Here is a 24,576-nt window from a genome sequence, read left to right on the forward strand (position 1 = left end):
TTTAGTTACCTCAGTAGATATATTCTCTTTGTTTACTTATCTTAACATAGTTCGGTTTTTTTGCGCCGACCTACTTACTACCTCGACAGCTAACTGAATCGGCGATTCCAGTGCGACATAAGCTTTGCGTTCAGCACGCCACAAAGTGCGATCGATAACACTGACATCAGGAACTCGTCCTTGTTCCGTACCTTCTTTTGTGGTAGTTTTGATGGTGATGCCTCGTTTTACTACATAGTTGAGTTTCAGCCGATCGCTCTCTTGATAAAAGTGTCTGTCTGTAAATTCACTAATATCATCATGATTTCTGGTAATTGCTATTTTGACAATCTCTCCGTTCACCAATTCTTAAAGACTATCTTCCGGGCAAATTGCAATAAATTCGTTAAAATTCAATAGGTGTTTGGTAGTTGCAATCATATTATTTAATTCTCTCCAAACGTGACATTATTAAATCGCCAAATAATTAATAATTTGTAGGTTCGCATTGCACACCTTACTGATAATTCGTTGGTGGGGGCGGGTTTTTGAGATTGTCGGTTTGAGGCAATTCTTGTTTGTAAAACCCGCCCCTACAGCATTTATCAGGCTTGGTATTTTTTCAGAATAGCAACTTTTTCTGGGAAGATTTCGATCGCCATTTTGTCATCATAACGAGTCGCGAGCGATCGTCTCACCTCGCCCAAAAACAGTGGCTGCGACAGCCCAGGTTCAGGATGTACCACTGTACGAACCCGGATTGTCATGTAGTCTCTGCCCCGCCCAGAGCGCCCTGGAGAGTACAAATCCGCAGCCGCTTGCTGCATCGTTGCTTCTAATTCCGATTCGGTGATCGTAGGTGGCACAGTAACTACTGTTTGAGCGCCGCCAGTATCGTAAACTAAAGAATAGCGAACTGCACCCGGAATTTCTGTACGAGAAAACAGTCCCAAACCCAGACCAAATATACTCGCAGCAATTACGCCCATAAAGCTTGTCACTCCTACCAATCGGAAGCGAAAACCCCATTTGAAGATAAATGCTATAACTGTTAAAATAGCCAAAGCTACTGTCAGAATTCCCGCCCATTGGGCGTACATTAAAAGGTTAGAATTTACGCTCATTTGATGATTTGTTGACTGTTGACTGTTGACTGTTGATATTAGTTACCGCTACTCGATGCCCAATGCCCAATGATTAATTAAGCGTTTCGGGCCACAAGCAGATAAGTCATCATATCGCCTTTCCCCTTCACGGGAATCACGCCACGCTCCTCAAAAACGTACTTACCCCGCAAGCGTTCGTAGGTAGCAACTGTCACCTGAATGCTGCCGGGGACGCCTTGAGATTCCATCCGGGAAGCTGTATTTACCGTATCTCCCCACAAATCGTAAGTAAATTTTTTAGTACCGATTACCCCAGCTTCTACCGGGCCTGTGTGGATGCCGATGCGGATGCTGAGTGGCTGACCTCCCTTGGTATGTATCTTAGTCATTGCTGCTTGAATTTCCAGCGCCATTTCGGCGATCGACTCGGCGTGATCCTCGCTGGGCGTCGGCAAACCGCCAACCACCATATAAGCATCGCCGATCGTCTTAATTTTCTCAAGTCCGTAGCGCTCGGCCAACTCGTCAAAAGCCGAAAAAATCTCGTTGAGCAACTCCACCAATTGGGCCGGCGATAAATGAGCCGAAAGCTTAGTAAAACCGACCAAATCGGCAAACATCACTGTTACCTCAGCGAAACTGTCGGCGATCGTAATTTCCCCGTGTTTGAGGCGCTGTGCGATCGCCCTCGGTAAAATATTTAACAGCAAACGCTCAGACTTTTCCTTTTCCTGCGCCAACTCATGTAAATATGCCTGTTCCTTATCCCGCAGTCGCTTCTTTTCCAGACAAGCGCTAATCCGAGCCTTAAGCAATACCGGATTGAACGGTTTAGAAAGATAATCCTCCGCGCCCAACTCTATACACCGGACGATACTGTCGATATCGTCCACCGCCGAAATCATAATCACCGGGATATGGCGCAACTTTTCATCCGCCTTCAGACTTTCGAGCACTTGATAGCCGTTCATTTGCGGCATCATAATGTCTAGCAGAACCAAATCAAAAGGCTCTGTTCGCAACATTTCCAGAGCTTGGAGACCATCTTCAGCAACAGTCACCAGATGGCCTTGACGCTGAAGTCGGCGGGCCAGCAAATCGCGGTTTACCTCATTGTCGTCAACAACCAGCACGCTGCCCTCGTCACCTTTCATGTCAGGGCCTCTTTCAGAAGAGTTTCAATTTTACCCAAAAGTCGGGGAAACTCGACCGGTTTAGTGTCATAGTCATTGCAGCCTGCAGCCAGACACTTTTCACGATCGCCCGCCATTGCGTGAGCCGTCAGCGCAATCACCGGAATCCTGCTAGTTTCAGGAGCCGCCTTAATTTGCTGCGTTGCTTGCCACCCGTCTAGAACCGGCAGACTCATATCCATCAGAATCAAATCCGGTACTTTCGCGAGCGCCATCGACACTCCCTCAGCACCGTCAACAGCAATAAAGACCTCGTGTCCCTTGCGGGCCAGACGCCTGGAAAGCATATCCCTATTCATTTCGTTATCTTCGACCAACAGGATTTTAGCCATTGGTGTTCTCCTTGCCTTTCGAGTCGTACCTGCGATCGAACCTGTCATTCACTATAGAGCGAACATCGCGCAACAAACTATCGCAACTGTAGACTCCCTTTTGTAGCACCCGCTCGACGTAGCCGTTTAGCTGCTGGCTTTCAGCCGGTGTCAAGTTTTTCCCCGTGATCACAACAATCGGTATAGGATCTCCCGAATGAGATTTGCGAATTTCGCTGAGCAACTCAAAACCATCCATTTCTGGCAACATCAAATCCAGTAATATCAGGTGCGGGCGAGCAACTTTTAGCCGATCGAGAGCAGCGCGTCCGCTGTCAGCTTCCGTTACTGCCCAGCCTTGTGTTTCTAGTACGCATCGCAGTATTTCGCGCGTGGCAACGTCGTCTTCCACAATGAGAATCTGACAGGTCAAATTGTTACTTGCAACGCCGTCTTGGTCGCGTCGGTACTTGTTCAACAAGGCAGCCAGCCGTTTGCCGTCCACTGGTTTGGTGAGGTAGTCCGAGGCACCCAATGCAAAGCCGAGGCTTTTGTTGCCCACAAAGGATAGCAGGATTACGGGAATTTCGGCAAGGTCAGGGTCTGCCTTCAGCGCTGAGAGTACCGCCCAGCCGTCCATTCCGGGCATGATCACATCCAGGGTGATGGCGTCTGGCCGTAGTTGCTTAGCGAGCCGGAGAGCTTGCTCGCCACCGCCGGCGACTTCTACGTGCAGTCCTTGGCGACTGAGGGCGCGCTCGATTAAATCCCGCGAGATCGGGTCGTCGTCAACTACCAGCACCGTGCCGACAGCGGGGGCATCGGGAGGGCTAATGCTGTCGTGGACTTTGTTGGGGATTTCCGGATGTGTGATGGCTTTGGGCAAGAGCACGGTGAAAGTGGTGCCGGAGCCCAAGGTGCTGCTGACCTCAATGCTGCCGCCCATCATTTGACAGAAGCGCTGGCTGATTGCTAGTCCCAAACCGGTGCCACCGTACTCGCGGGTAGTCGAGGCATCACCTTGGGTGAAAGGTTGGAAAACTCGCTGCAATTGCTCTTGTGTCATGCCGATGCCGGTGTCGGCGACGCGGAAACTTAAAAATTCGGAGTTGGAAATTAAAATTTCGGAAGATTCCTCTTGATTTTTCATTTTTAATTGTTCATTTTTAATTCTTTCCACTCCGATCGCAATTTTCCCGTTTTGTGTGAACTTGGCAGCGTTGCTGAGCAAATTAAGCAGCACTTGCCGCACTTTTGTCATGTCCGCGTGCATGGTGTCGAGGTTGTCTGGACAGTACACTTCTAGGGTATTACCGTTTTTCTCGACCAGCGGCCTGGCCGTGGCAACAGCACTTTCAATTAAGGTATGAATGTCGAATGTTTCTAAGTAGAGATCCATTCGGCCTGCTTCAATTTTAGAAATATCTAGGATGTCGTCAATCAGGGACAGCAGGTGTTTGCCGGCGCTGCAGATTTTTTCGAGGTCGGGGACGGATTCGCAACTGCCCAATTCTTCGGCTTCTTCTTTAAGCATTTCGCTGTAGCCGATGATGGCATTGAGGGGTGTGCGAAGTTCGTGGCTCATGTTGGCGAGAAATGTGCTTTTTGCCCGGTTGGCTGATTCTGCTGCTTCTAGGGCCAACTGCATGGCGGATTCTGCCTGTTTGCGATCGGTGATGTCTTGGACTGTGCCTTCGTAGTACAAAACGCTGCCGTTTTCGTCGCAGATACTGCGCGCGTTTTCGGAAATCCAAATCGTGCTACCGTCTCGGCGGTATATTTGGGATTCAAATTTTGACACTTGGTGGCGCGCGCCCAATAGGGCCATAAACTCGGCGCGCCGATGGGGGTTAACGTAAAATTGACGGTTGATATCGGTGAGTTCCGCGAGCATTTGGGTACAGGATTCGTAGCCGTAAATTCGGGCTAGTGCGTTATTGCCGCTGAGGTAGTGCCCGGTCGGCGTTGTCTGGAATATGCCTTCGACTGCGTTTTCAAAGATGCTGCGGTATTTTGTTTCGGATTCTCTCAAGGCTGCTTCTGCTCGCTTGCGCTCTAGGGCATTGGCGAGCATTTCTCCTACCATTTTTAGCTGTGTGGATATTGTGGATATTTCGGTGGCTCGACCTGCTGTTTGCTGTAAGCCCTCGAATCCGATAAATCCTACTAGGTTTTTACTACAAATTAGGGGAATAATTATCAAGGATTGAATATTTCTTAGCTGTTCTTTTAATTCTAAATTATTTAGGGAAGCGTCACTCGAAGGTATTAAGGCGGTTGCTGTTTGATTGATTGTTTGGGATGGGGATTCTGTCTGGAATTCGCCTGAATTGTGACCGATCAAATAGCCAATTTCGGCGATTGCTGGGGGCGGGAGTTCGCCGATTTCTGGAATATAGAGGCATTCGGCGCGATCGAGTTTTTCTGCGATCCAAGGGATTTGTGCGATCTCTATTGGTTTGTCGGTGCTGTTTTTGACTGCCGGAATGCTTTCGCCGCACCACTCGTAGGTTTTGTGGGCGCGGGTTTTGTCGAATGATAACAGGTAGATGTAACTGCGGTCAAACCCGCTCAAGGTGGAGATCGATTGCAGGGTTCGATCGATGCTTTTATCTATTTCTGATAAGGGCTGGCTGATGAAATGGGTTGACAAACGGGCAATCAACTGAGCGAATTCTATTCGATACTGCAAAGATTGTTCTACTTTTTTGAGTTTTGTAACGTCTCGAAAGCTCCAGACCCTACCGACTGTTTTCGCTCCGACTTTTGAGGGCAACGAATTTAATTCAAGAATTCTTCCGTCTTTAAATTCTAATAATTCGCTGATTTGAGTATCTGAATCTGCCGACACTTTAATCACGTTTGGGAGAAATCTTTGCGGGTATTTTAATTGTTCCCTGTCGAAGGGGAATCCTGTTTTGAGCGTGTTTTTGAGTATGGCTAAGGTCGATCGGCTCAACTTTCCTTGGCTGGAGGACAAGCCCCACATCTCTATAAATTTCTGATTATAATTACATATATTGCCGTTTCTGTCAACCGCCAGAATTCCTGCATCTGTAGATTTTAGAACTGCTTGCAGTATCGAGAGCGATTGCTTGTATTCTCTAATGTCAAAAAACATCAAGACTGATATTTCGCTGCCCTCAACTGCGGGATAGAAAAAATAGGAAACTGGTAACATCTTGCCGTCGCTACACAAAAACTCGTCGTCCCAATTGTTGCAACGTTGACTGGAAGCGATCGCCTGTTGTAAATCTAGTGTAGGTGCGATCTTCCCATCTTCAGTATTGCTGGGTGACTGTTTCGTAGCCATCAAAACTTGGGATTTGTTACCTTTCTTTTGCTTCCCGATGCGTTCTAGCAGAGAAATGCCTGCAAGTTCCGACTCTCGCCACCCCAGCAAGCGTTCTGCCTCTGGATTCACCGAGATTACACAGCCCTTCGCGTCAAGGATACATAATCCCGCTCCCAAGTTGTTGAGACTCATCGGCAGTCGATCGAATTCTGAAGCTGTTGGAGAGTCTTTAGGGGACTGGGGCGAGGAGGCAAAATCCTGCTGCGCCATCGACTGGGAACTCAAACAAGCTTGCAGCAGCGGTTCCTGCTGGCTCCGGGTTCCGTCGTAGCTACAACTTACCTGCTCTAAGAATAGCTGCCACTGCTCGGCAGTGGGAGGGGGAGACTCGCTGGCTAAACCGAGCTGTTCGAGTTGGCGCTGGAGGTCGGGATGCATAATTTCTGGCGCTTTGTAGGCAACTTTCTACAGTATATCTTTTTAATTAATAATATTATATATACGCAGCTATACAGTTAGTCGAAAGCTACGGGATCAAGCAAATCCTAGGTTTGATCGAAAAGCCTATTGAGCATCTCTGCTCTCCAAAAAACTTTAAACTGCGCTAATTATATCCTAACGGCTTTAATGATTTGGCTATATGTTTAAAATCTCGATACCTGCTAGCGAAAGAATCAGCGAATTGCGGAGGCTAATAAAACTGGCAACGCTCGAAAAGAAATGTCAATAAATTATTATTTATCAGAATTTTCGGTTAAAATTGAAAGGTCGGTGAAAATAGCTGGCAGTCGAATGATAAAGGTAGAACCTTTGTCCACCTCGCTGAATGCGGTAATGTCTCCGCCCATCATTTCGCAGAATTTCTTAGTAATCGTCAGCCCCAAACCAGTGCCGCCGTACTTCTTAGTAGTTGAGGAATCGGCTTGGGTGAAAGGCTCAAAGATTCTGGCTAACTGTTCGGGACTCATGCCAATGCCGGTATCTTTGACCGTAAAAATGATCCAATCTTGAGCGGAAGATAAGAGAGACAAGCTATTTTCAGCTTGGCCACCTCCTCTATACGCTCCCAGTTTTTTGCCTTTGTTTGCAGCGTCGGCGGGGATTTCGCCGGATCGGGTAACGGCGAAGGTAATCGCACCGGAGCAAGTAAATTTCGCGGCATTGCTGAGGAGGTTGAGCAGAGACTGCCGGAGTTTAGTCAAGTCTGTCTGCATCGAGCCAATATCCTCGGAGCATTGTATTTCTAGGATATTGCTATTTTTGTCTGCCATCGGCGCGATCGTGGCAACTACTTCCTCAACCAGAGTTGGAATGGTGAAGGTTTCGACGTGCAAGTCGGTGCGGCCTGCTTCAATTTTGGTCAAGTCGAGAATATCTTTAATCAGCGCGAGTAGGTGCTGACCGGCCGTGTTAATTCTCTGGAGGTCGTCGATGAACTCTTCGGCACCAAGGTCTCGGGCGTCTTCTTGCAGAATCTCGCTGTAGCCAATGATGGCGTTGAGGGGGGTTCTGAGTTCGTGACTCATGTTGGCGAGAAAAATGCTTTTAGATCTATTTGCAGCTTCGGCGGCTAATGCGGCCCGGCGGAATTCTTCGGAACGCAAGCGTTCGGTGATGTCGGTGGTCATGATTAAAACGCACTGAGTGCTGCCGAGGTGGATGAGTTCCACTGACAGCAGCCAGTCACGCACTTCGCCAGCTTTGGTGCGAATTTTGATTTCATGGTTGCTGATCGAATTTTGTGATTGCAAAATCTGGGCGAGCCTCCCCCCGTCTTCTGAATTGAGAAATATACCTAAGTCGCTGGGAGTGCGGCCGATAAATTCGTGCCGCAGCCAGCCTAATGAGCGCAAAAAGCTTTCGTTGGCATCGAGGAAGCATCCATCTGTGAGGGTGCAGATGCTGATCCCGACTGGGGAGGCGTGAAAGGCCTTGGAAAATCTTTCTTCTGAAGAACGCAGCGCGGCTTCGGCTTGCTTTCTGTCTGTGATGTCTTGGACGGTGCTGGTGATGTAGAGGGAGTTGACGTCGGCTTGTTCGTAGACTGTGCGGTTGCTACCGTCGGGGAGTATGAGCCTGTAATCGATACTGTAAGGTTGTTGCTGAAATAAAGCGGCTTCGATCGAGGTTTTGACTAATTCTCTGTCTTCAGGGTGTACGTATTCCAAGAAGGCTTCCAGGCTGGGTTCAAAAGTTCCCGGTTGCTGTCCCAGGATGCGGTAAATTTCCTCTGACCACCGCAATTGCTGGCCGTTGCGGTCTAAGTCCCAGTTGCCTAGCTGGGCGATGCGCTGGGCGTTGGCGAGGCTGGCTTCGCTGGCGCGCAGGGAGGCTTCTGCTTGGTGGCGTTCGGCGACGGTGGCGGCTAAGACTAAGCCGGTGACGGCGATGACGGCGATGAAGGCTTGCAGGGATAACAGCGCTTGGGGGATACTGCTGGCGTGTTTGAGGAAGGGGCCGCTGCCTCGGGCGATACCCCAGATGGCGAAGCCGCAGAGGATGAGGTTGGAGAGGGCGGTGTAGCGCTGACCGAATCGAAAAGCAGCCCAAACTACTAGGGGAAATGGTAAGTATTCGAGGGGATAGCGGGCGTAGGCGGCGCGGGTGCGGGAGCAAAAGACGAGCCATCCGACTGCTAGTAGCAGCAGCAGCCAAATCGCTCGTTCAGCTATCTGTTTGCGATGGGTGGGGACTTTGGGCAATTGTTGCCACGTCAGCAGCAGCGGGGCGACGAGCACAATTCCCATAGCGTCTCCGACCCACCAAGTCCCCCAAATCGTGCCAAAATCGCTCCAGCTAGATATACCACTCAGGCATACGAGGATGCTGCCGATGGTGGAGCTGATCAGGGTAGATCCCAAGGCTGCTAGCCCGACTATTCCTAAAACGTCTTTGAGCCGATCGAGCCCGGCGCTAAAGTTAAGGCCTTGGAGTAGATAAGTTCCCGTCCACGCTTGCAGGCTTCTGGCGCCTGCCGAGATCAATGCCGTGACGATGTTGGCCGACGGTACGTTCATGCTGAACAGGAAGCCTCCGATCGCGATTCCCGGCCACAGTTGTCGCCCAAACAGCAGCAGGGCGACTTGGGCAATTCCTGCTGCTGGCCACATCGGGTAAATTTCTGAACTGAGGGTGAGGGTGGAAATGGCGAATTGTGATGCCCAATAGTAGACCAGGGCGATCGCGCCTACTGCGAGGAAGTACCGCCAGGAATGTCCTTTGATTGCGTTAAGGAACTTTGTCTGCATTGTCGTTTGGGGAAAAGGTGGACGGTTGTTGGGATCTCAGGATGTGGCACGGGACAGGCACAGGGTAGAGAAAATGTTTCTATTAGGTGATAGTAGGTCATGGGTGGTAGGTAGTGGGAGAAGCTTTTGAGCTAACTTTTTGTGGTGCCGTTGAGGGAGCGGTTTTTTTGTTTGATCAAATCTGCCCATGAATTTCGGGAGTATCGCTTTTTTGTAAATATATCTCTAATGGCTAAGCAATTGGTTTGTAAATTTTGGTTTTTGTTAAAAATTTATTATCGAGCGAGAGCGGGTGTCTTTTTGTATCGGGCCATCGTAACTCAATTTACCCTAACATCTTGCACCATGATCAATAATACCTAAAATACCAATAACAGCGACGTAAAATCTCTGCTTTTAGGTAAGTTTCGGGCAATAAACACGGTTTCTGATTAGAATTGCAGGCTGTAGTGATTTTCACTAGATTTTTAACCATCAATCGAGGTTTTAAGTTTTTCGATCGAATACAGTGAAAGCGGATATATTACAGGAAAAAAAATTTTTTTGTCTATTTCTCTTTGGCTGTTGCAATATCTAAGGTTAGTGTCAAACGCTCTTGAGATTCTTTAAGCGCGTCTTGGGGGTTGCGGCCGAGAAGGGTTGCCTCTATGGCGCGACCGAGGTTTTCTGACAGGCGGGAGTAACCTGATATAATGGGTCGCGCTCTGGCTGACTTCATTTGTTCTAAAAATACTCGCAAAACAGGGTTTTTTTCCACAAAGCTTTGATAAGCTTGGCTCTGTCTCGATTTTAAGTTAATGGGTAAATAACCTGTTCCCAATGCCCATGCTGTTTGGAATTCTTCACCTATAACGTATTCTAAGAATACTAGGGCTGCTCGCTCTCGTTCTGGCGAGGTTTTCATTAAAAATATGTTTTCACCCCCTACGACGGCTGCAGGGCGTTTGAGGAGCGGTAAAGGCATTGCTGCGTAGTCGATCGCGCTTTGCTGCAACTGTGCTAGCGTCCACGGCCCGGTGATTTGCATGGCGACTTTCCCGGCGATGAAATTGTCGAGTTCGTAACCGCGTTCGGGTGCTGACAATATTGCTGAACCTTCTTTTAACAAGTCGCTCCACAATTCTAAGGCGGCGTGAGAACCGGGATTATCTATTTGGGGTACAGGATTTTGAGGTATTTCGCCTTTGAGTTCGCCGCCTGCGCTGAACATGAATGGCAGCCAGGTAAATACTGTCCATTCTCCTTTGCCTAGGGGGAGCACTATGCCGTGTTGGTCTGTGCGGCCGTCTCCGTTGGTGTCTTGGGTGAGCGATCGGGCTACTTGCTTTAATTGCGCCCAATTCTGCGGCACTTTTTTGATTCCTGCTGCTGCAAATAAGCTGGGACGGTAAAATATGGCGACGTTGTTTGTGCCTAGGGGAACTGACCAAGTATGTCCGCTGAGTTCCATTGACTCGAAGAGTGCCGGGTCAATTTCGGCTTTCCGGGGCGATTTGTCGAGCCAGTTTTCTAAGGGTTCAATTGCGTCGAGTTCTGCTAGTTTTCCTGCAATTGAGGGGCCATTCCACAGCAAATCAGGCGGTGCATTTCCAACTATTGCTGTTAGTATTTTTGGTAGTTGTTGGTCGGGCTGACCGATGTAAACTGGTTTGATCTGGATATTGGGATGTGTTTTGTTGAATTGGTCTGTGAGGGTTTGAAATACGTCGCGGTTTGGCGGGGGATTGATGCCGTGCCACAGTGTGAGTTCGAGCGGCTCGCCGTTTTTTGATGCGGGTGGGATGCTGTTTTGACAGCCGCTTAATATTAGCAGATGTAAGGTAATTAAAATGCAGATCGCTAGTTTGAGTTGTCTTTTAGTTGCTTTGAATAATTTGGATAATATCATTTTTTATTTAGATTCAGGGAAGAAATTTTTTTTAACCGCAGATGAACGGGGATGGACGCGGATAGTTAGAGGTTGGTAAAAGGAGCTAAATCTTGAAAATCTGCTGGTAGCTGATTTCTTTCTCCATCGGAGGTGTTTTGAAACAAAACGGTGAAAGCTCCTGCTCCTAGTCTATCTTGCGGCCACATCCGATAGCAAGGAATTTCTGTCAGGTGCGATCGATCTTTTACTAAATGAGGAACTGTAACAGGCGGAAATTCTGGCAATTTGCTTAATAGCGATTCGCTGACTTGTTCCTGTTCTGCGCTCGAATCGTTGCAGGTCATGTAAGCACGATAACTTGGCAGCGCAACAATTTTACCAGAATTAGCTAAAATTATTATTTTTTGAGGGTGGGCATTGCTTATGATTAAAGCCTCGGGGTGCTTTGTATCCTTGGGCTAAGATTGATTGACCAGTACAAGGAGCGTCTACTATTACTAAAATAGCAGTTTTTGGGAAATTTTTCCAGAGTATTTTTGAATCGAGGTTCGGGACGACCCATGATTTAATTGAGTAGCGCCTGACGTTGAAAATCAGGATTCATGCGCTTGCCTATGACTTCGTTGCGAAAGAGTCATAAGAGTAATTCTGGGTTTAAAGTTTTCCAGGTAAATACACTTTTTTTTTTGTTTTATATAAAGAATGGATGTGAAGTGATGGGCGAAGTTAAAGCAAAGGTAAAGTTAATTAATGCAGTAGATGAAGTCCTTGTGTGTCGCGGACTGTTATCTGTTGAGTCTAGTTTACCTGAGTGTCAGTCGATTTTAGATTTTAGATTTTAGATTAAAGAATTGAAGCATTGACCCCACGGATGAATTTGGGGGCTTGTATCCTAGATGATTCCGACTTGTGCGATCGCCTTTTTGCCGATCGCACAAGTCGGAACTATCGTCGATGTGTATAATTGAGGAGGAAACTACCATGATTGGAGTCCTAGACGCATTGGGAGCTATAAACCCGCTTGATTGGTAGATTTCTTGTTTTGACAATTCAAGACCGTATCTAGAGGAATCACGGTTAATTCACGCCTACACGCTCTAACTGATGACTGCTAACTACTTACTAATAACTAAAAATATATGAAAATTGTCTTTTTTGGCACTCCCGATTTTGCTGTTCCTAGTTTATCCAGTTTGCTAAGTCACCCAGAATTTGAGGTTGTGGGTGTGGTGACTCAGCCGGACAAACGCCGGGGAAGAGGGAATCAATTGATGCCTTCACCTGTAAAAGATGTGGCTTTAAATCACAGTCTCCCGGTTTGGCAGCCGCAACGAATCAAAAAAGATGCGGAAACCATTGCCAAATTGCGGGAAACGGAGGCAGATGTGTTTGTGGTGGTGGCTTACGGCCAAATTCTTTCTCAAGAAATTCTGGATATTCCTAGTTGGGCTTGCGTTAACGTTCACGGTTCAATTTTGCCGAAGTATCGCGGTGCCGCGCCGATTCAGCGCTGTCTTTTTGACGGGGAAAAGACAACAGGAATTACTACTATGCTGATGGATGCTGGGATGGATACTGGGGCGATGCTATTGAAGGCTTTTGCTGGTATTTCACTGTTGGATAATGCTGATTCTTTGGCGGATAGGTTGGCGGAAGTTGGGGCGGATTTGTTGGTGGAAACTTTGGTGAAATTGAGGGATGACCAAATTGAAGCTGTTGTTCAAAATGATGCTGAGGCGACTTACGCACCGATGATTAAGAGTGCGGATTATGTGCTGGATTGGTCGAAAAGTGCGATCGACCTTCACAATCAAGTTAGGGGCTTTTTCCCGGATTGCACGACGACTTTTCGCGGCAATTCTTTGAAGGTGATAGCTACTGTGCCCGTCGGGCCGGAATATTGGCTGCAAATGCCAGCGGATTTGAGAGTTTTGGAACGCGAATGGCCTGTTTTGGATCAGTTATCGGGCGCGAATGGGGAAGTTGTCAAGGTTGTAAAGGGGTTGGGAGCGATCGTCCAAACCGGTGATGGTTTATTATTGTTGCGGGAGGTGCAGTTAGCAGGGAAAAAAGTGCAGTCTGGGGTGGATTTTGCCAATGGAACTCGGTTAGCGGTGGGTGAGATTTTTGGGAGTTAAATAGTATATTTAGGGCGGGCAAGATACCCACCCTACAATATTGGGCAGCAAAATCATCCTGTAATTAGATGCGCGATTATTGACTTAAAATTCCACCATAACTTCTTCCGTATTGCCCAACAAACCTTGTGCTGCCTCTAACATACTCTCCGCAACATCTTTCAAATCTTCGCGACTTGCCAGATAAGTTTTTAAAGCTTCTAACGGTTCTATACTATTATTAGCATTCAATTCTGGCAACCGCGGCCTCGCTAACTGACTGACTAATTCCGGCTGAATTGTGTAGCTGTGCGCTTCGCCCAGAAGTATGTGCAATTCAGCATTGTCGATTAAATCTAATTGTTCCGATCGCAATTGGTAAATCAATCTCACAACCGCATCTTGTATCTCTTTCTTGCCAATAGCTTTAACTAACTCGGCTTGCGGATTTTCCGATTCGGAAACATTCACTTTAATCGTCTGAAACACCCGCACGGGCAAAGTGCAAAATTCCCACTCAGCTTTTCCCCGTTCCAAATTAACTAACACAAAACCTTTATCTTCTTTCTCTTCGCTAAAATCAACTCGTTCGATACTTCCGGGATAAATTACGGGCGGATTGTTGGAAGCATTGAGATTTTGGTGTTTGTGAACGTGGCCGAGAGCAACGTAATCAAAACAAGGGCGAGTTAGCATGGAAACGGGAATGTTAAAACCTTTGCCAACTGCTAAAAAACGTTCGGCGCCCAAACTCGCTTTATCTGCCATTAAGTGCGCTAAAAGTACGGTTGGTATGTCGGGGTTGAGGCGGCGAATTTCGCCTTCCATTGCGATCGTCAGTTTTTCGGTTAATAATTGGTTAACATCGCCCATAGACAGGCTTTCAGTCTCGGAACGTGTCATTAAGGTCGATCGAGTCAACCAAGGTAATGTTACCACCTGTACGGGCCCGCTGCGGGTTTGAATGAGGTGAGTGTCCAGGCGATCGCCTACAATAAACTTAGGTATTCCCAAAGTCCGATAAATTCCCAAACTCGCGCCGCCTTGTCCCTGGGAATGTTGGTCGTGATTTCCTACTAGCAAAACCGTCGGAATTTGCGCGTCAACCAAGCGGCTGAATTGGCAAGCAAAAGCCTCTTTGACAAACGGTGGAGGCGTCGAATCCGGGAAAGCATCGCCGCCGAATATTACTAAATCTACGGGCTCAGAAATTGCTCTATCCATACATTTACTCAGCGTCGCCGCGAAGTCTTCCAGCCGCGTATTTAAACCGGTTTCTGGATTAATCCGGCCGTGGGAAAAACCGCTGCCCATGTGAATGTCTGAAAGGTGTAAGATTTTAATCATTGTTTTTTCTATTTGTTAGCTATCGTTTCGGTTCGTAGTGAGGACGGAAGTCCTCAGAAGAAGGACTTGCATTCCTCACTACGAAGCAAAGAAATTTTTTTGGCATACATCACAATATGATGCCGGGGACTTTTTGATAAATTTCGCTAATTGCACAACTAAAATTCGCACTAACAAATTCTACTCTATCTCCTTGTCGGTAAGTCTGAGAAATCCAATTTCCCTCAGCATTGAGTCGAAAACACTCAATTTTAATCTCAGATTGAGTGATGAGTACGTATTCTTGCAAACTCGGAGAAGTTTGGTAATCGGCAAATTTATCGCCTCTGTCAAAAGCTGCCGTTGAGGGCGACAATACCTCAACTACTAAAGATGGATATAAGATGAAATCTTCAGTAGTTGAGGTATCTCTTTCGTCGCAAGTCACAGCTACGTCAGGATAGTAATAGCAATTCGCCTCTTCCAGTCGGACTTTAATATCTGATGACAGAACTAAGCATGGCGTATTCAGCAGATGATTTCCCAGCAGCCGAACTAAATTACTAGCAATAATAATGTGAGGCTTTTTTGCCCCTGTCATTGCATAAACGTGTCCGCGTCTGTATTCGTGTTTTATCGGGCTTACTCGCTCGCCTTCTAGGTACTCTTCTGGGGAGACGTAGAAATTGTTTTTGCTGATAACCATTGATTTTTAATCCGCTGATTTTATCTGATACTATGTGTTGGAACTCACATATTTGGGGAAGGAAACGGCAGTGCCGTTTCCCTACAAATTTAACAAAACTCCAGAAATCGTGCGTGCCACAGTTTGCCGCTTTCCGTCAAACCCTGCGATCGCACTTTAATTTTGACACTTTTGGGGTTAGCCTCGTAGAGTCGGGCAATTTCCTGCATTTCCTCCCCGCTAAACCCGGTTCCCACGGTTCCTACTGGGACTAATTTGCCATCAATTTCTTGCGCTACTTTGACGGCGCTAAACGGCCGGCCCGCAACTTTTGTCGCCGTCAAACCCACAATAAATAAATCGTGTTCTTGACAGTATTTAGTCCTAACTATCGGATATTTCTTAACATCTTTTCCGCCGACATAGTGACAGTTGTTCAACACCCAAACTTCGCCTTCTTTATTTTCAGATTCCTGCTGATTTGCCAGGATGACTTTTTCGGCTGCGGTGCGAAATGTCGGTACAACTTCAAAGGCTGGGGATAAATTTGCCAGCATTTCGCCAACTTCAACTCCCGCTGCAATTCGTTCGGATTCTGCCACGGTAGTTAAATCATTGCCTTTGAAAAACAAACTTTTAAAAATGGCATAAATTGCGCTGGGCTGGATTGTCGGAAAACCGCTTTCAATATTAACTGTAGCAGCTTGCGCGCCGGTGCGGTGTTCGCTGCCCGTACAGCTTTTGTAATACAGTTCGCCGTCTAAAACAAAGGTGCCAATTTTAGCGGCTGTGTCGATTAATGTGCGATCGATCTCAATCGATGCTTGTTGCCGCAGGTTAGTCGATCGCGATTGGTAGTATACTTTATCGGGCGTCGCGATGACAACTACTCGATTGCCGTCGCGCTTTGGCTGTCCCCAATAATCGGGATTTTCGATGTAATAAGAACGATCGCTCGGCGCGTCCACCGGCTGCATCGTGACAATCCTTCCCGGCTGTAAGTGCGGTGGTAATTCGGGAACAATCGGATTGTAAACAGTCTCTATTTTGGCAGCGGTAGTTGATTTTGCAGCAGGAGCAAGATTGGTGCTAGATTTGTTGGGAGTATTGATGGCGATCGGCTTTTCTCCAGTTTCCAATTCAAACGCTCTTTTCCAAAAGCCGATCGCCATTTCCGGGTATCCTTCTGACTCCGCACACAGTGCAAAACCAATAACTTTTGCCGTACCGATGCCGCGCCCGTAATCAGCCAAATACTGCACTGCCCCCGCTTCACCCATCAAGTGCAATCCTCGCGTCACGATGCGATTGTTCCAGCGTTCTCGAATGTCGGCGCTAATTTTTTTAGCTGCTTTTCGCTTGGCTTCTGCGTATTCGGTGCAGTCCATACTGCCTCCTTTATGTAGGGCTATTTATATACTATACTAAAAATTGATTTATTAGTCAAGGTAAAGTTTACAATTAGGTTATGTGAATAAATTTAACTCTTTCATTGTTGAACTAGATTTATTTTTTCACCGCAGAGGCGCAGAGGGCACAGAGGGAGAGAAGAAAGAGATAGTCAAGCGCGGTAATCTGTTGGCTGCCAATGCTAAGATAACTTCGATCGCGCATTGCGACCAATAAAGCCGTGAGTTGCGTCTTACTCGCGTTGAGTTCGCCCACTGGCGATCGCAGGTTTGAGAATTTAAGATCGAGTTTAATCTTACTGTTATGATGCGATTGATTTTGTACAGCAAACCCGGATGCCACTTGTGTGAAGGGTTGCAAGAAAAACTCGAACAGATTGAAAGCCTGAACTTTCAACTCGAAGTCAGAGATATTACCGAACGCGATGATTGGTTTCAAGCTTATCAGTACGAAGTTCCTGTTTTGTTTAAAGTGCAGCCCCAGCCCAAAAATTCTGTTGGCGAGGCTGCATTCTCCGCTGAAGAACTGTTACCCCGTCCTTCTCCCCGCTGTAGTGTCGCCCAATTGGAGCAAATGTTACAGAAATATTTGCAAATCGATCGATCACAATAATACGATTTACCCAAAAACTCAGGTTTTAATCCTGGCTTCGGGGTGTTCGGTGTGCAGCTTACTCTAGGCCGATAGGTTTTACACCGCGAATAAAAAAACCTAGGGTTTGCACCGCATACAGCAAAAACCTGTAGAGAATGGCTCAAACAATGTGTTGGGCCAGTCATATTCAAGACATTCAAGCGAGGAGTTTTTCAGATGAAATTGAAAGAATTATTAGCAGCAGTTCCCAGCATTTCCTTTGACGCCAAACATCCCGCCCTCGATGCCGAAGTCAAGGGTTTATCCACTAATTCCCACGCTTGTCAGGCGGGTGATTTGTTTTTGGGAATGCCGGGAACTCGGGTAGATGGCGGAGATTTTTGGCAAAGTGCGATCGAATCTGGTGCAGTTGCTGCCATAATTTCCACCCAAGCAGCCGAGAAGATACCCCCCCAACCCCCCCTTGCTAAGGGGGGGCTAGAAGAGGTTCCCTGCGTCATCGCAGCAGCCGATATGGCTCAAGTTTGCGGTCAAATAGCAACTGCTTTTTACGGCAATCCAGCTAGCAAATTAAAACTTGTCGGCGTTACCGGGACTAATGGCAAAACTACAACCACTCATTTAATCGAATTTTTGCTCAATGAAACGCAGTTGCCGACGGCAATTTTCGGTACGCTTTACACTCGCTGGCCGGGCTTCCAACAAACTGCACTTTACACCACACCTTTTGCAGTTGACCTACAAAAACAATTAGCAGAAGCTGTAGCAGCCGGATGCAAACATGGCGTGATGGAAGTCAGTTCCCACGCTTTAGCGCAGCAGCGAGTTTTGGGGTGTAGTTTTGAAGTTGCTGTGTTTACAAATTTGACTCAAGATCATCTCGATTATCACCGCGATATGGAAGATTATTTTGAGGCAAAATCGCTTTTATTTGGTTCTGATTACCTCAAGAAGCGCGCTATAATTAATATTGACGATCCCTACGGGCAGCGGATAGTTGAAACCCTCAAATCTGACCTAGTTTGGAGTTACAGCACAGTTCTGAAAACGGCAGATTTGTATGCTTTTGATTTGGAGTATCAGCCCAATGGAGTTAAGGGAATGCTGCACACTCCCAAGGGCGAAACTGCTTTTTCTTTGCCTTTAGTCGGTCAGTTCAACTTATCAAATATGTTGGCTGCTGTCGGTGCTGTTTTAGAATTGGGTTTAGATTTGTCCGCAATTGTGGAGAAATTATCTCAGTTTTCGGGAGTTCCGGGACGGATGGAACGGGTGCAAATTAGTCCAGACCAAGATATTAGCGTTATTGTGGATTACGCGCACACTCCAGACAGTTTGGAGAACTTGTTGAAGGCGTCGCGGCCGTTTATTCCGGGTCAAATGATTTGTGTGTTTGGCTGCGGTGGCGATCGCGATCGCACTAAGCGGCCGATCATGGGTAAAATCGTTGCAGAATTAGCCGATTTAGCGGTTGTTACTTCCGACAATCCGCGCACTGAAAATCCCGATCGCATTTTGGAGGATGTTTTAGCAGGAATTCCCGCCGCAGTAAAGCCGATCGTGATGTGCGATCGATCCGCTGCAATTCGCACTGCTATTATGGATGCTAAACCCGGAGATGGCGTGCTGATTGCAGGGAAAGGACACGAAGATTATCAAATTTTGGGCACAGAAAAAGTCCATTTTGACGATCGAGAACAAGCGCGAGATGCCTTGAAAGCCAGAATGAATTCAGTTAAGTAAATTCAGTTAACTGTTAACGGTTAACCGAATTCGGTTAACCGTTAACGCTTAGCTGTTCGCGGGCTGCGAAATTTGTTAGATTTTTAAGTATTAAGACGAAGCAAGAATCTGATTTGCACTAGATTATAATAGTCATACAAAATATTTTAACAGCAAAATAATTATTGTTATGATAGAACTAACTGACTATCAAATTCTCGCTCGAATTTATTCAGGCACTCGCACCCTAGTTTATCGCGGAACTCGCCTCTGCGACCAAAAACCGGTCGCCATCAAAGTCTTGCGAAACGAGTATCCCAGCTTCAGCGAACTCTTGCATTTTCGCAATCAATACACGATCGCCAAAAACCTAAATTTGCCCGGAATCATCCAAACCTACAGCTTGGAACCCTACCGCAACGGCTATGCGTTGATTGTGGAAGACTTCGGGGGAATTTCTCTGAAGGAATGGACGGGGAAAGGAAAAACCGTGCAATCTCTGGTTGATTTTTTCCAAATTGCGATCGACCTGAGCAATACATTAGATATACTGTACCGCCACCGCATCATTCACAAAGACATTAAGCCCGCCAATATTTTAATAAATCCTGAGACTAAACAAGTCAAACTCATTGACTTTAGTATTGCATCTTTGCTGCCACGAGAAACTCAAACACTGATGAGTCCCAACGTAATCGAAGGAACACTCAGCTATATATCTCCCGAACAAACAGGAAGGATGAATCGCGGCCTTGACTACCGCACAGATTTCTATTCATTAGGTGTAACTTTTTACGAATTGCTGACAGGAAAATTGCCATTTCAATCCACCGATCCAATGGAATTGATCCACTGTCATATTGCCCAGCACCCAACATCTGTACGTGAAATTAATCCCGAAATACCCCTTGTCCTCTCGGAAATTGTCAGCAAATTGATGGCAAAAAATGCCGAATCTCGCTATCAGAGTGCATTAGGGCTGAAAGCGGATTTAAAAAAATGTTGGCAACAACTCAATGAGACAGGTAAAATAGAGAGTTTTGCTATTGGGCGACGGGATTTTTGCGATCGCTTTATCATACCCGAAAAACTCTACGGCCGAGCGACCGAAGTCGCTGCATTATTAGCAGCATTCGAGCGAGTAGCAAACCCCTCTAAATCTCGTTCCCCAGAAAAGCCTGGAACCGATAGAAACGATGTAAAAGAAGACCTCGCCCTGATTAAGGAGGACTGGCGAGACTCGAACTTATCCCGCAGCGAAATGATGCTAGTAGCCGGATTTTCCGGCATTGGGAAAACCGCTGTAGTCAACGAAATTCACAAACCCATAGTTCGGCAACGTGGTTATTTTGTCAAAGGCAAATACGACCAATTTCAACGTAACATTCCCTTTAGTGCTTTTGTGCAAGCCTTCCGAGATTTGATGGAGCAATTACTCTCAGAAAGCGACGCTCAGCTAGAACGATGGCAAAGGAAAATTATCAAGGCTCTTGGCGAAAACGGTCAAGTTATTGTAGAAGTGATTCCCGAACTGGAACGAATTATTGGGAAACAACAGCCTGTCTCTGAACTTTCGGGAAGTGCCGCCGAAAATCGTTTCAATTTACTATTTCAAAAATTTATCTCTGTCTTTGCTACAAAAGAGCATCCCTTAGTGATTTTTTTGGATGATTTGCAATGGTCAGATTCAGCATCTCTAAAGCTTTTGCAAGTGTTGATGAGTGAAAAAGATACTCAGAATTTGCTGGTAATTGGGGCATATCGAGATAACGAAGTATCTCCGGCTCATCCATTTATGTTGGCAGTAGCAGAGATGGAAAAATCCCAAGTAACGGTAAATACTATTACCTTGGAACCTCTGAGTCAAGTCGATATTAACGATTTGATAGCAGATACGCTCTCGTGCGAGATCCTTCTTGCTCAGCCATTAACCGAGTTAGTTTATCAAAAAACCCAAGGCAATCCATTTTTTGCCACGCAATTTCTCAGGGCGCTACAGGAAGATGGGCTGATTGCGTTTAACCCCACCCCCCTTACCGAGGGGGGAGAGAAAGGGGTAACAGAGGGGTGGCAGTGCGATATTGCCAAAGTCAAAGCCCTAACTATTACCGATGATGTAGTGGAATTTATGGCGGTGCAATTGCAGAAGTTGCCGCCAGAAACTCAGGATGTGCTGAAGTTGGCTGCGTGCATTGGAGCGCAGTTTGATTTGAATACATTGGCGGTAGTCAGCGAGAAGTCGCCGGAAGAAACTGCTGCGGATTTGTGGAAATCCTTGCAAGAAGGATTCATCTTACCAACCAGTGAAATTTACAAGTTTTATATAGGAAAAGAAGAGCGGATCACCAGCCCCGCATTGCCAACAACAGCCGCTCAATTACCTCACTACAAGTTTCTCCACGATCGGGTTCAGCAAGCTGCTTATTCATTAATTCCTGATGACCAAAAGCAAGCCACCCATCTCAAAATAGGACAGTTACTTCTTCCGAATTTCTCAGAAGTTGAAAGAGGAGAAGAAGTGTTCGATATTATTAATCATTTTATTCTTAGTTCCGAGCTAATAACGCAGCAAGAAGAACGAACAAAGCTTGCTAAAATTAGCCTCTTTGCAGGGCAGAGAGCCAAACTATCAACAGCGTATGAATCGGCGACAAAATATCTCGCTTTCGGTTTAAGTTTCCTACCCAGCAATAAATGGCAGTGTGCCTATAAATTAACATTTGCAATGTATTTAGAAAGCCTGGAATCTGAGTTTTTGGCAGGAAACTTTGAAGAAGCTGAAAGACTGATAAAAATCGCTTTTAATTCTGCCCAGTTTAGTTTAGACAGAACAAAAATTATTGCCATTCAGCTAACTCATTATCAAAATAATGCCCTGTATCAAAAGGCGATTCAGGTAGGAATTGAAGGGCTGAAACTGTTAGGCTTAGAACTGGCGATTATGCCAAATGAAGCAGAGTTAGAAGGGATGGCTCTGGAAGTTAAAAAAACCTTAAATCAGCGCGCAGTTGCACGACTAATCGACGCACCACTCATTGTCGATGAAGAACGCCAGATGCAGATCAAACTGCTAATGAACATGGTACCGCCCACTTACCTAACTAATCAGGAGTTGTTAGTGTTGGTTGTGCTACACATGACCAATCTCTGTTTGCAATACGGGAATACCAATGTGGCGGGTTTTGTTTATGTTTGGTATGGAACAATTCTCTGCCAACGCTTTCAAGACTATGAACTGGGCTATGAGTTTGGACTTTTAGGGTTGAAGGTGAATGAAAAATTTCATAACACCACCCTGAATGGCAAAATTTATATGTCGTTTGGCAACTTTATCAACCATTGGCGCAAGCACGTCAGTTCCAATCTTGTTCTGCAACAAGCTGCTTATCAGGGGGCAATGGAGGTAGGAGATTTTTCTTGGTGTCATCACAGTGCTCTGTTCAGTTTTTGGCAGCAGGCGATCGTCTCAAGCGATATTCACATTTTGCTGGCTCGACATGAAAAGTACATCAGCTTTGCGGAACGAACTGAGATTACGACAGCATTTGCCCTAATTCTTCAGTGCAAGCTCCTAGAGAACTTGCAAGGGCTAACGATAGGGAAGTATAGCCTGAGTTCTGAAACATTTGATGAAGAGTCGGCGCTAGCAACGTTCAATGAAATTGGCTATGGCTATGGCAGTAGTACATACTATTTCGCTAAAGCCTTTTTGTTTTTTACCTATGGTGAGTATGCTAAGGCTTATGAAATGTTAGTAGCCGCGACCGAGTTTTCTAATGCACTATATGGACAATTTCAACGTGTTCTGCATTGTTTTTATCAGTCTTTGACCGTCTTGCAACTTTATGGGGAAGCACCGGAAAAACAACCAAAAGATTATCAAGAAGTTGTTCAGAATAATCGGCAACAACTTCAAATTTGGGCACACAACTGTCCTGAAAACTGTTTGTCCAAATTTCTGCTTTTAGAGGCGGAGATGGCTCGTGTTGCTGAAGAAAAATGGCAGGCTGCTGAGTTGTACGATCGCGCTATTCAACTGGCTAAAGACAACCAATTCCTCAACGAGGAAGCCCTCGCCCACGAACTCGCCGCTAAATTCTACCTCGGCTGGGGCAAAGAAAAAGTCGCTGCAGGCTATATGCAGGAAGCCTACTATTGTTACGCCCGCTGGGGAGCAAAAGCCAAAACCGATGACCTAGAAAAACGTTATCCCGATCTGCTGCGCCCCATCTTACAACAGTCCGGCCAACCCGTCACTATTTTAGAAACCCTATCCACCCTCACCAATCCCACCTACTCAATTCATTCGAGTACCCACCACACTACCTCAAGCACCTCGATCAACCATGCTCTAGATTTTACGACCCTGCTGCAAATCTCCCAAATGATCTCCAGCACGATCGACCTGGATGAGTTGCTCCAAATTCTGAGCCAAACCATGTTACAAAACTCCGGAGCCGATCGCTGTGCACTGATGCTATGCCAACATCAACAATGGCAAGTGCGGGCGATAGCTACGTGGGAAAACATTAGCCTGCAAACGGAGCCCCTAGAGAATAATCCCAGCGTTCCTGTTAAATTAATCCAGTATGTCAAAAACACCCTAGCAGCAGTTGTCATCGATCACGCCAAAACTGATCTGCCTGTGATTGACGATTATTTAGACCACCACCAACCAGAGAGTTTGCTGGGTTTGCCAATTCTAAATCAGGGGAATTTGGTCGGCATTTTATATCTAGAAAATCGGATAACCAGCGGGGTGTTTAGTCGCGATCGCCTCCTAGTGCTGAATTTTCTCTCTAGTCAAGCGGCGATCGCTCTGGAAAATGCCCGCCTTTATCACCAAGTGCAGCAGACTTTGAATGAACTTCAGCAAACTCAGATGCAAATGATCCAAAGTGAAAAGATGTCAGCATTAGGTAATCTAGTGGCCGGGGTTGCCCATGAAATCAACAACCCCGTTGGTTTCATTGCCGGGAACATTAATGAAGCTCATGCTGGAGTCCAAGACTTAATTGATTATTTGCGCCTCTATCAAGAAAAGTTTCCGCAATCCGAAGCAGAATTGATTAAGAAAGCAGAGGCAATAGATTTAGATTATCTAGTAGAAGATTTACCCAAAATGTTGAGTTCCATGAAAATAGGATGCGAGCGCATCAAAAACATCAGCACCTCCCTCCGCACTTTCTCTCGCGCCGATACTGCCCATAAAGTTGAGGCTAATATCCACGAAGGACTCAATAGCACTTTGATGATTTTACGCCATCGCCTGAAAGCGAACGACAAGCATCCTGAAATTCAAATCATTAAAGAGTACGGCAAGATTCCCAAAGTAAAATGTTATTTGGGACAATTAAACCAAGTATTTATGAATTTGTTAGCAAATGCGATCGATGCCTTAGAAGAATCGAATCAAGGACGGAGTTTTGCTGAAATTCAAGCCCATCCCAATCACATCACTATTCGGACACAAGTAGAAAGTGAAAAGGTAAAAATTTCCATCGCCGATAACGGAAAAGGAATGTCAGACGAGGTTAAAAATCGTATATTCGACCATCTCTTTACCACTAAAGATGTGGGCAAAGGAACTGGGTTAGGACTGGCGATCGCACGTCAAATTGTAGAAGAAAAACACGGCGGAAAACTGAGTTGTTTTTCTACAACGGGAGAAGGAACCGAGTTTGTCATTGAGATTTTAATTGACTAATGACTAATGACTA

At 46.3% G+C, this 24,576-nt stretch carries 15 protein-coding genes; 4 read left to right on the forward strand and 11 right to left on the reverse strand.

What is annotated here, in order from left to right:
* Window positions 1-36: 36 nt before the first annotated feature.
* From Q5691_RS13740 to Q5691_RS13775, 8 genes are all read right to left on the reverse strand, one after another.
* Complete coding sequence (locus Q5691_RS13740) at window positions 37-342, reverse strand: Uma2 family endonuclease (RefSeq protein ID WP_333345240.1); 306 nt, start codon at window positions 340-342, stop codon at window positions 37-39.
* A 242-nt stretch (window positions 343-584) separates the two neighbouring features.
* Window positions 585-1,103, reverse strand: a complete 519-nt coding sequence (locus tag Q5691_RS13745) for a Ycf51 family protein (protein ID WP_333082593.1) — start codon at window positions 1,101-1,103, stop codon at window positions 585-587.
* Window positions 1,104-1,180: 77 nt separating this feature from the next.
* A complete protein-coding gene (locus Q5691_RS13750) occupies window positions 1,181-2,239 on the reverse strand; it encodes an adenylate/guanylate cyclase domain-containing protein (protein ID WP_333210738.1) in 1,059 nt (352 codons plus the stop codon).
* Window positions 2,236-2,610: a response regulator gene (locus tag Q5691_RS13755; protein ID WP_015177895.1), complete on the reverse strand. Its 375-nt coding sequence runs from the start codon at window positions 2,608-2,610 to the stop codon at window positions 2,236-2,238. The genes Q5691_RS13750 and Q5691_RS13755 overlap by 4 nt, the downstream gene beginning before the upstream one ends.
* Window positions 2,603-6,322 carry a response regulator gene (locus Q5691_RS13760; RefSeq protein WP_333311311.1) on the reverse strand — a complete coding sequence of 1,240 codons (3,720 nt, stop codon included), beginning with the start codon at window positions 6,320-6,322 and terminating at the stop codon, window positions 2,603-2,605. The genes Q5691_RS13755 and Q5691_RS13760 overlap by 8 nt, the downstream gene beginning before the upstream one ends.
* 296 nt (window positions 6,323-6,618) lie before the next feature.
* Window positions 6,619-9,132 carry an MASE1 domain-containing protein gene (locus Q5691_RS13765; RefSeq protein ID WP_333345242.1) on the reverse strand — a complete coding sequence of 838 codons (2,514 nt, stop codon included), beginning with the start codon at window positions 9,130-9,132 and terminating at the stop codon, window positions 6,619-6,621.
* Between the two features lie 547 nt (window positions 9,133-9,679).
* Window positions 9,680-11,020 (reverse strand): ABC transporter substrate-binding protein, encoded by a 1,341-nt coding sequence (locus Q5691_RS13770; protein WP_333345244.1) that lies wholly within the window; start codon window positions 11,018-11,020, stop codon window positions 9,680-9,682.
* Window positions 11,021-11,085: 65 nt separating this feature from the next.
* Window positions 11,086-11,346: a hypothetical protein gene (locus tag Q5691_RS13775; RefSeq protein ID WP_333210734.1), complete on the reverse strand. Its 261-nt coding sequence runs from the start codon at window positions 11,344-11,346 to the stop codon at window positions 11,086-11,088.
* A 795-nt stretch (window positions 11,347-12,141) separates the two neighbouring features.
* On the opposite strand from Q5691_RS13775, the gene fmt reads away from it, so the two are divergent.
* The gene (gene fmt / locus Q5691_RS13780) at window positions 12,142-13,140 is read left to right on the forward strand and encodes a methionyl-tRNA formyltransferase (RefSeq protein ID WP_333345246.1); all 999 of its coding nucleotides are present in this window, start codon (window positions 12,142-12,144) and stop codon (window positions 13,138-13,140) included.
* Window positions 13,141-13,224: 84 nt separating this feature from the next.
* Here the strand turns inward: fmt and Q5691_RS13785 are convergent, their stop codons facing one another.
* From Q5691_RS13785 to Q5691_RS13795, 3 genes are all read right to left on the reverse strand, one after another.
* Complete coding sequence (locus tag Q5691_RS13785; protein ID WP_333345248.1) at window positions 13,225-14,466, reverse strand: exonuclease SbcCD subunit D; 1,242 nt, start codon at window positions 14,464-14,466, stop codon at window positions 13,225-13,227.
* Between the two features lie 109 nt (window positions 14,467-14,575).
* Window positions 14,576-15,151, reverse strand: a complete 576-nt coding sequence (locus Q5691_RS13790; protein WP_333210728.1) for a Uma2 family endonuclease — start codon at window positions 15,149-15,151, stop codon at window positions 14,576-14,578.
* Window positions 15,152-15,240: 89 nt separating this feature from the next.
* Window positions 15,241-16,518 (reverse strand): ATP-dependent DNA ligase, encoded by a 1,278-nt coding sequence (locus tag Q5691_RS13795; RefSeq protein WP_333311303.1) that lies wholly within the window; start codon window positions 16,516-16,518, stop codon window positions 15,241-15,243.
* Window positions 16,519-16,846: 328 nt separating this feature from the next.
* Here Q5691_RS13795 and Q5691_RS13800 point away from each other — a divergent pair, with 328 nt between their 5' ends.
* From Q5691_RS13800 to Q5691_RS13810, 3 genes are all read left to right on the forward strand, one after another.
* Window positions 16,847-17,152 carry a glutaredoxin family protein gene (locus Q5691_RS13800; protein ID WP_333311320.1) on the forward strand — a complete coding sequence of 102 codons (306 nt, stop codon included), beginning with the start codon at window positions 16,847-16,849 and terminating at the stop codon, window positions 17,150-17,152.
* Between the two features lie 198 nt (window positions 17,153-17,350).
* Window positions 17,351-18,877 (forward strand): UDP-N-acetylmuramoyl-L-alanyl-D-glutamate--2,6-diaminopimelate ligase, encoded by a 1,527-nt coding sequence (locus tag Q5691_RS13805; RefSeq protein ID WP_333311302.1) that lies wholly within the window; start codon window positions 17,351-17,353, stop codon window positions 18,875-18,877.
* A gap of 169 nt (window positions 18,878-19,046) precedes the next feature.
* Window positions 19,047-24,563 (forward strand): AAA family ATPase, encoded by a 5,517-nt coding sequence (locus tag Q5691_RS13810; protein ID WP_333345250.1) that lies wholly within the window; start codon window positions 19,047-19,049, stop codon window positions 24,561-24,563.
* Window positions 24,564-24,576: the final 13 nt, after the last annotated feature.

Source organism: Microcoleus sp. w1-18aA5, from assembly GCF_036701705.1.
GTDB lineage: Bacteria > Cyanobacteriota > Cyanobacteriia > Cyanobacteriales > Microcoleaceae > Microcoleus.

Coding starts and splice junctions, on each gene's coding strand:
- Q5691_RS13745 (WP_333082593.1), bottom strand. CDS start 1,103: ATGAGCGTAAATTCTAACCTTTTAATGTACGCCCAATGGGCGGGAATT.
- Q5691_RS13785 (WP_333345248.1), bottom strand. CDS start 14,466: ATGATTAAAATCTTACACCTTTCAGACATTCACATGGGCAGCGGTTTT.
- Q5691_RS13810 (WP_333345250.1), top strand. CDS start 19,047: ATGATAGAACTAACTGACTATCAAATTCTCGCTCGAATTTATTCAGGC.
- fmt (WP_333345246.1), top strand. CDS start 12,142: ATGAAAATTGTCTTTTTTGGCACTCCCGATTTTGCTGTTCCTAGTTTA.
- Q5691_RS13800 (WP_333311320.1), top strand. CDS start 16,847: ATGCGATTGATTTTGTACAGCAAACCCGGATGCCACTTGTGTGAAGGG.
- Q5691_RS13760 (WP_333311311.1), bottom strand. CDS start 6,322: ATGCATCCCGACCTCCAGCGCCAACTCGAACAGCTCGGTTTAGCCAGC.
- Q5691_RS13775 (WP_333210734.1), bottom strand. CDS start 11,346: ATGACCTGCAACGATTCGAGCGCAGAACAGGAACAAGTCAGCGAATCG.
- Q5691_RS13805 (WP_333311302.1), top strand. CDS start 17,351: ATGAAATTGAAAGAATTATTAGCAGCAGTTCCCAGCATTTCCTTTGAC.
- Q5691_RS13795 (WP_333311303.1), bottom strand. CDS start 16,518: ATGGACTGCACCGAATACGCAGAAGCCAAGCGAAAAGCAGCTAAAAAA.
- Q5691_RS13755 (WP_015177895.1), bottom strand. CDS start 2,610: ATGGCTAAAATCCTGTTGGTCGAAGATAACGAAATGAATAGGGATATG.
- Q5691_RS13750 (WP_333210738.1), bottom strand. CDS start 2,239: ATGAAAGGTGACGAGGGCAGCGTGCTGGTTGTTGACGACAATGAGGTA.
- Q5691_RS13765 (WP_333345242.1), bottom strand. CDS start 9,132: ATGCAGACAAAGTTCCTTAACGCAATCAAAGGACATTCCTGGCGGTAC.
- Q5691_RS13770 (WP_333345244.1), bottom strand. CDS start 11,020: ATGATATTATCCAAATTATTCAAAGCAACTAAAAGACAACTCAAACTA.
- Q5691_RS13790 (WP_333210728.1), bottom strand. CDS start 15,151: ATGGTTATCAGCAAAAACAATTTCTACGTCTCCCCAGAAGAGTACCTA.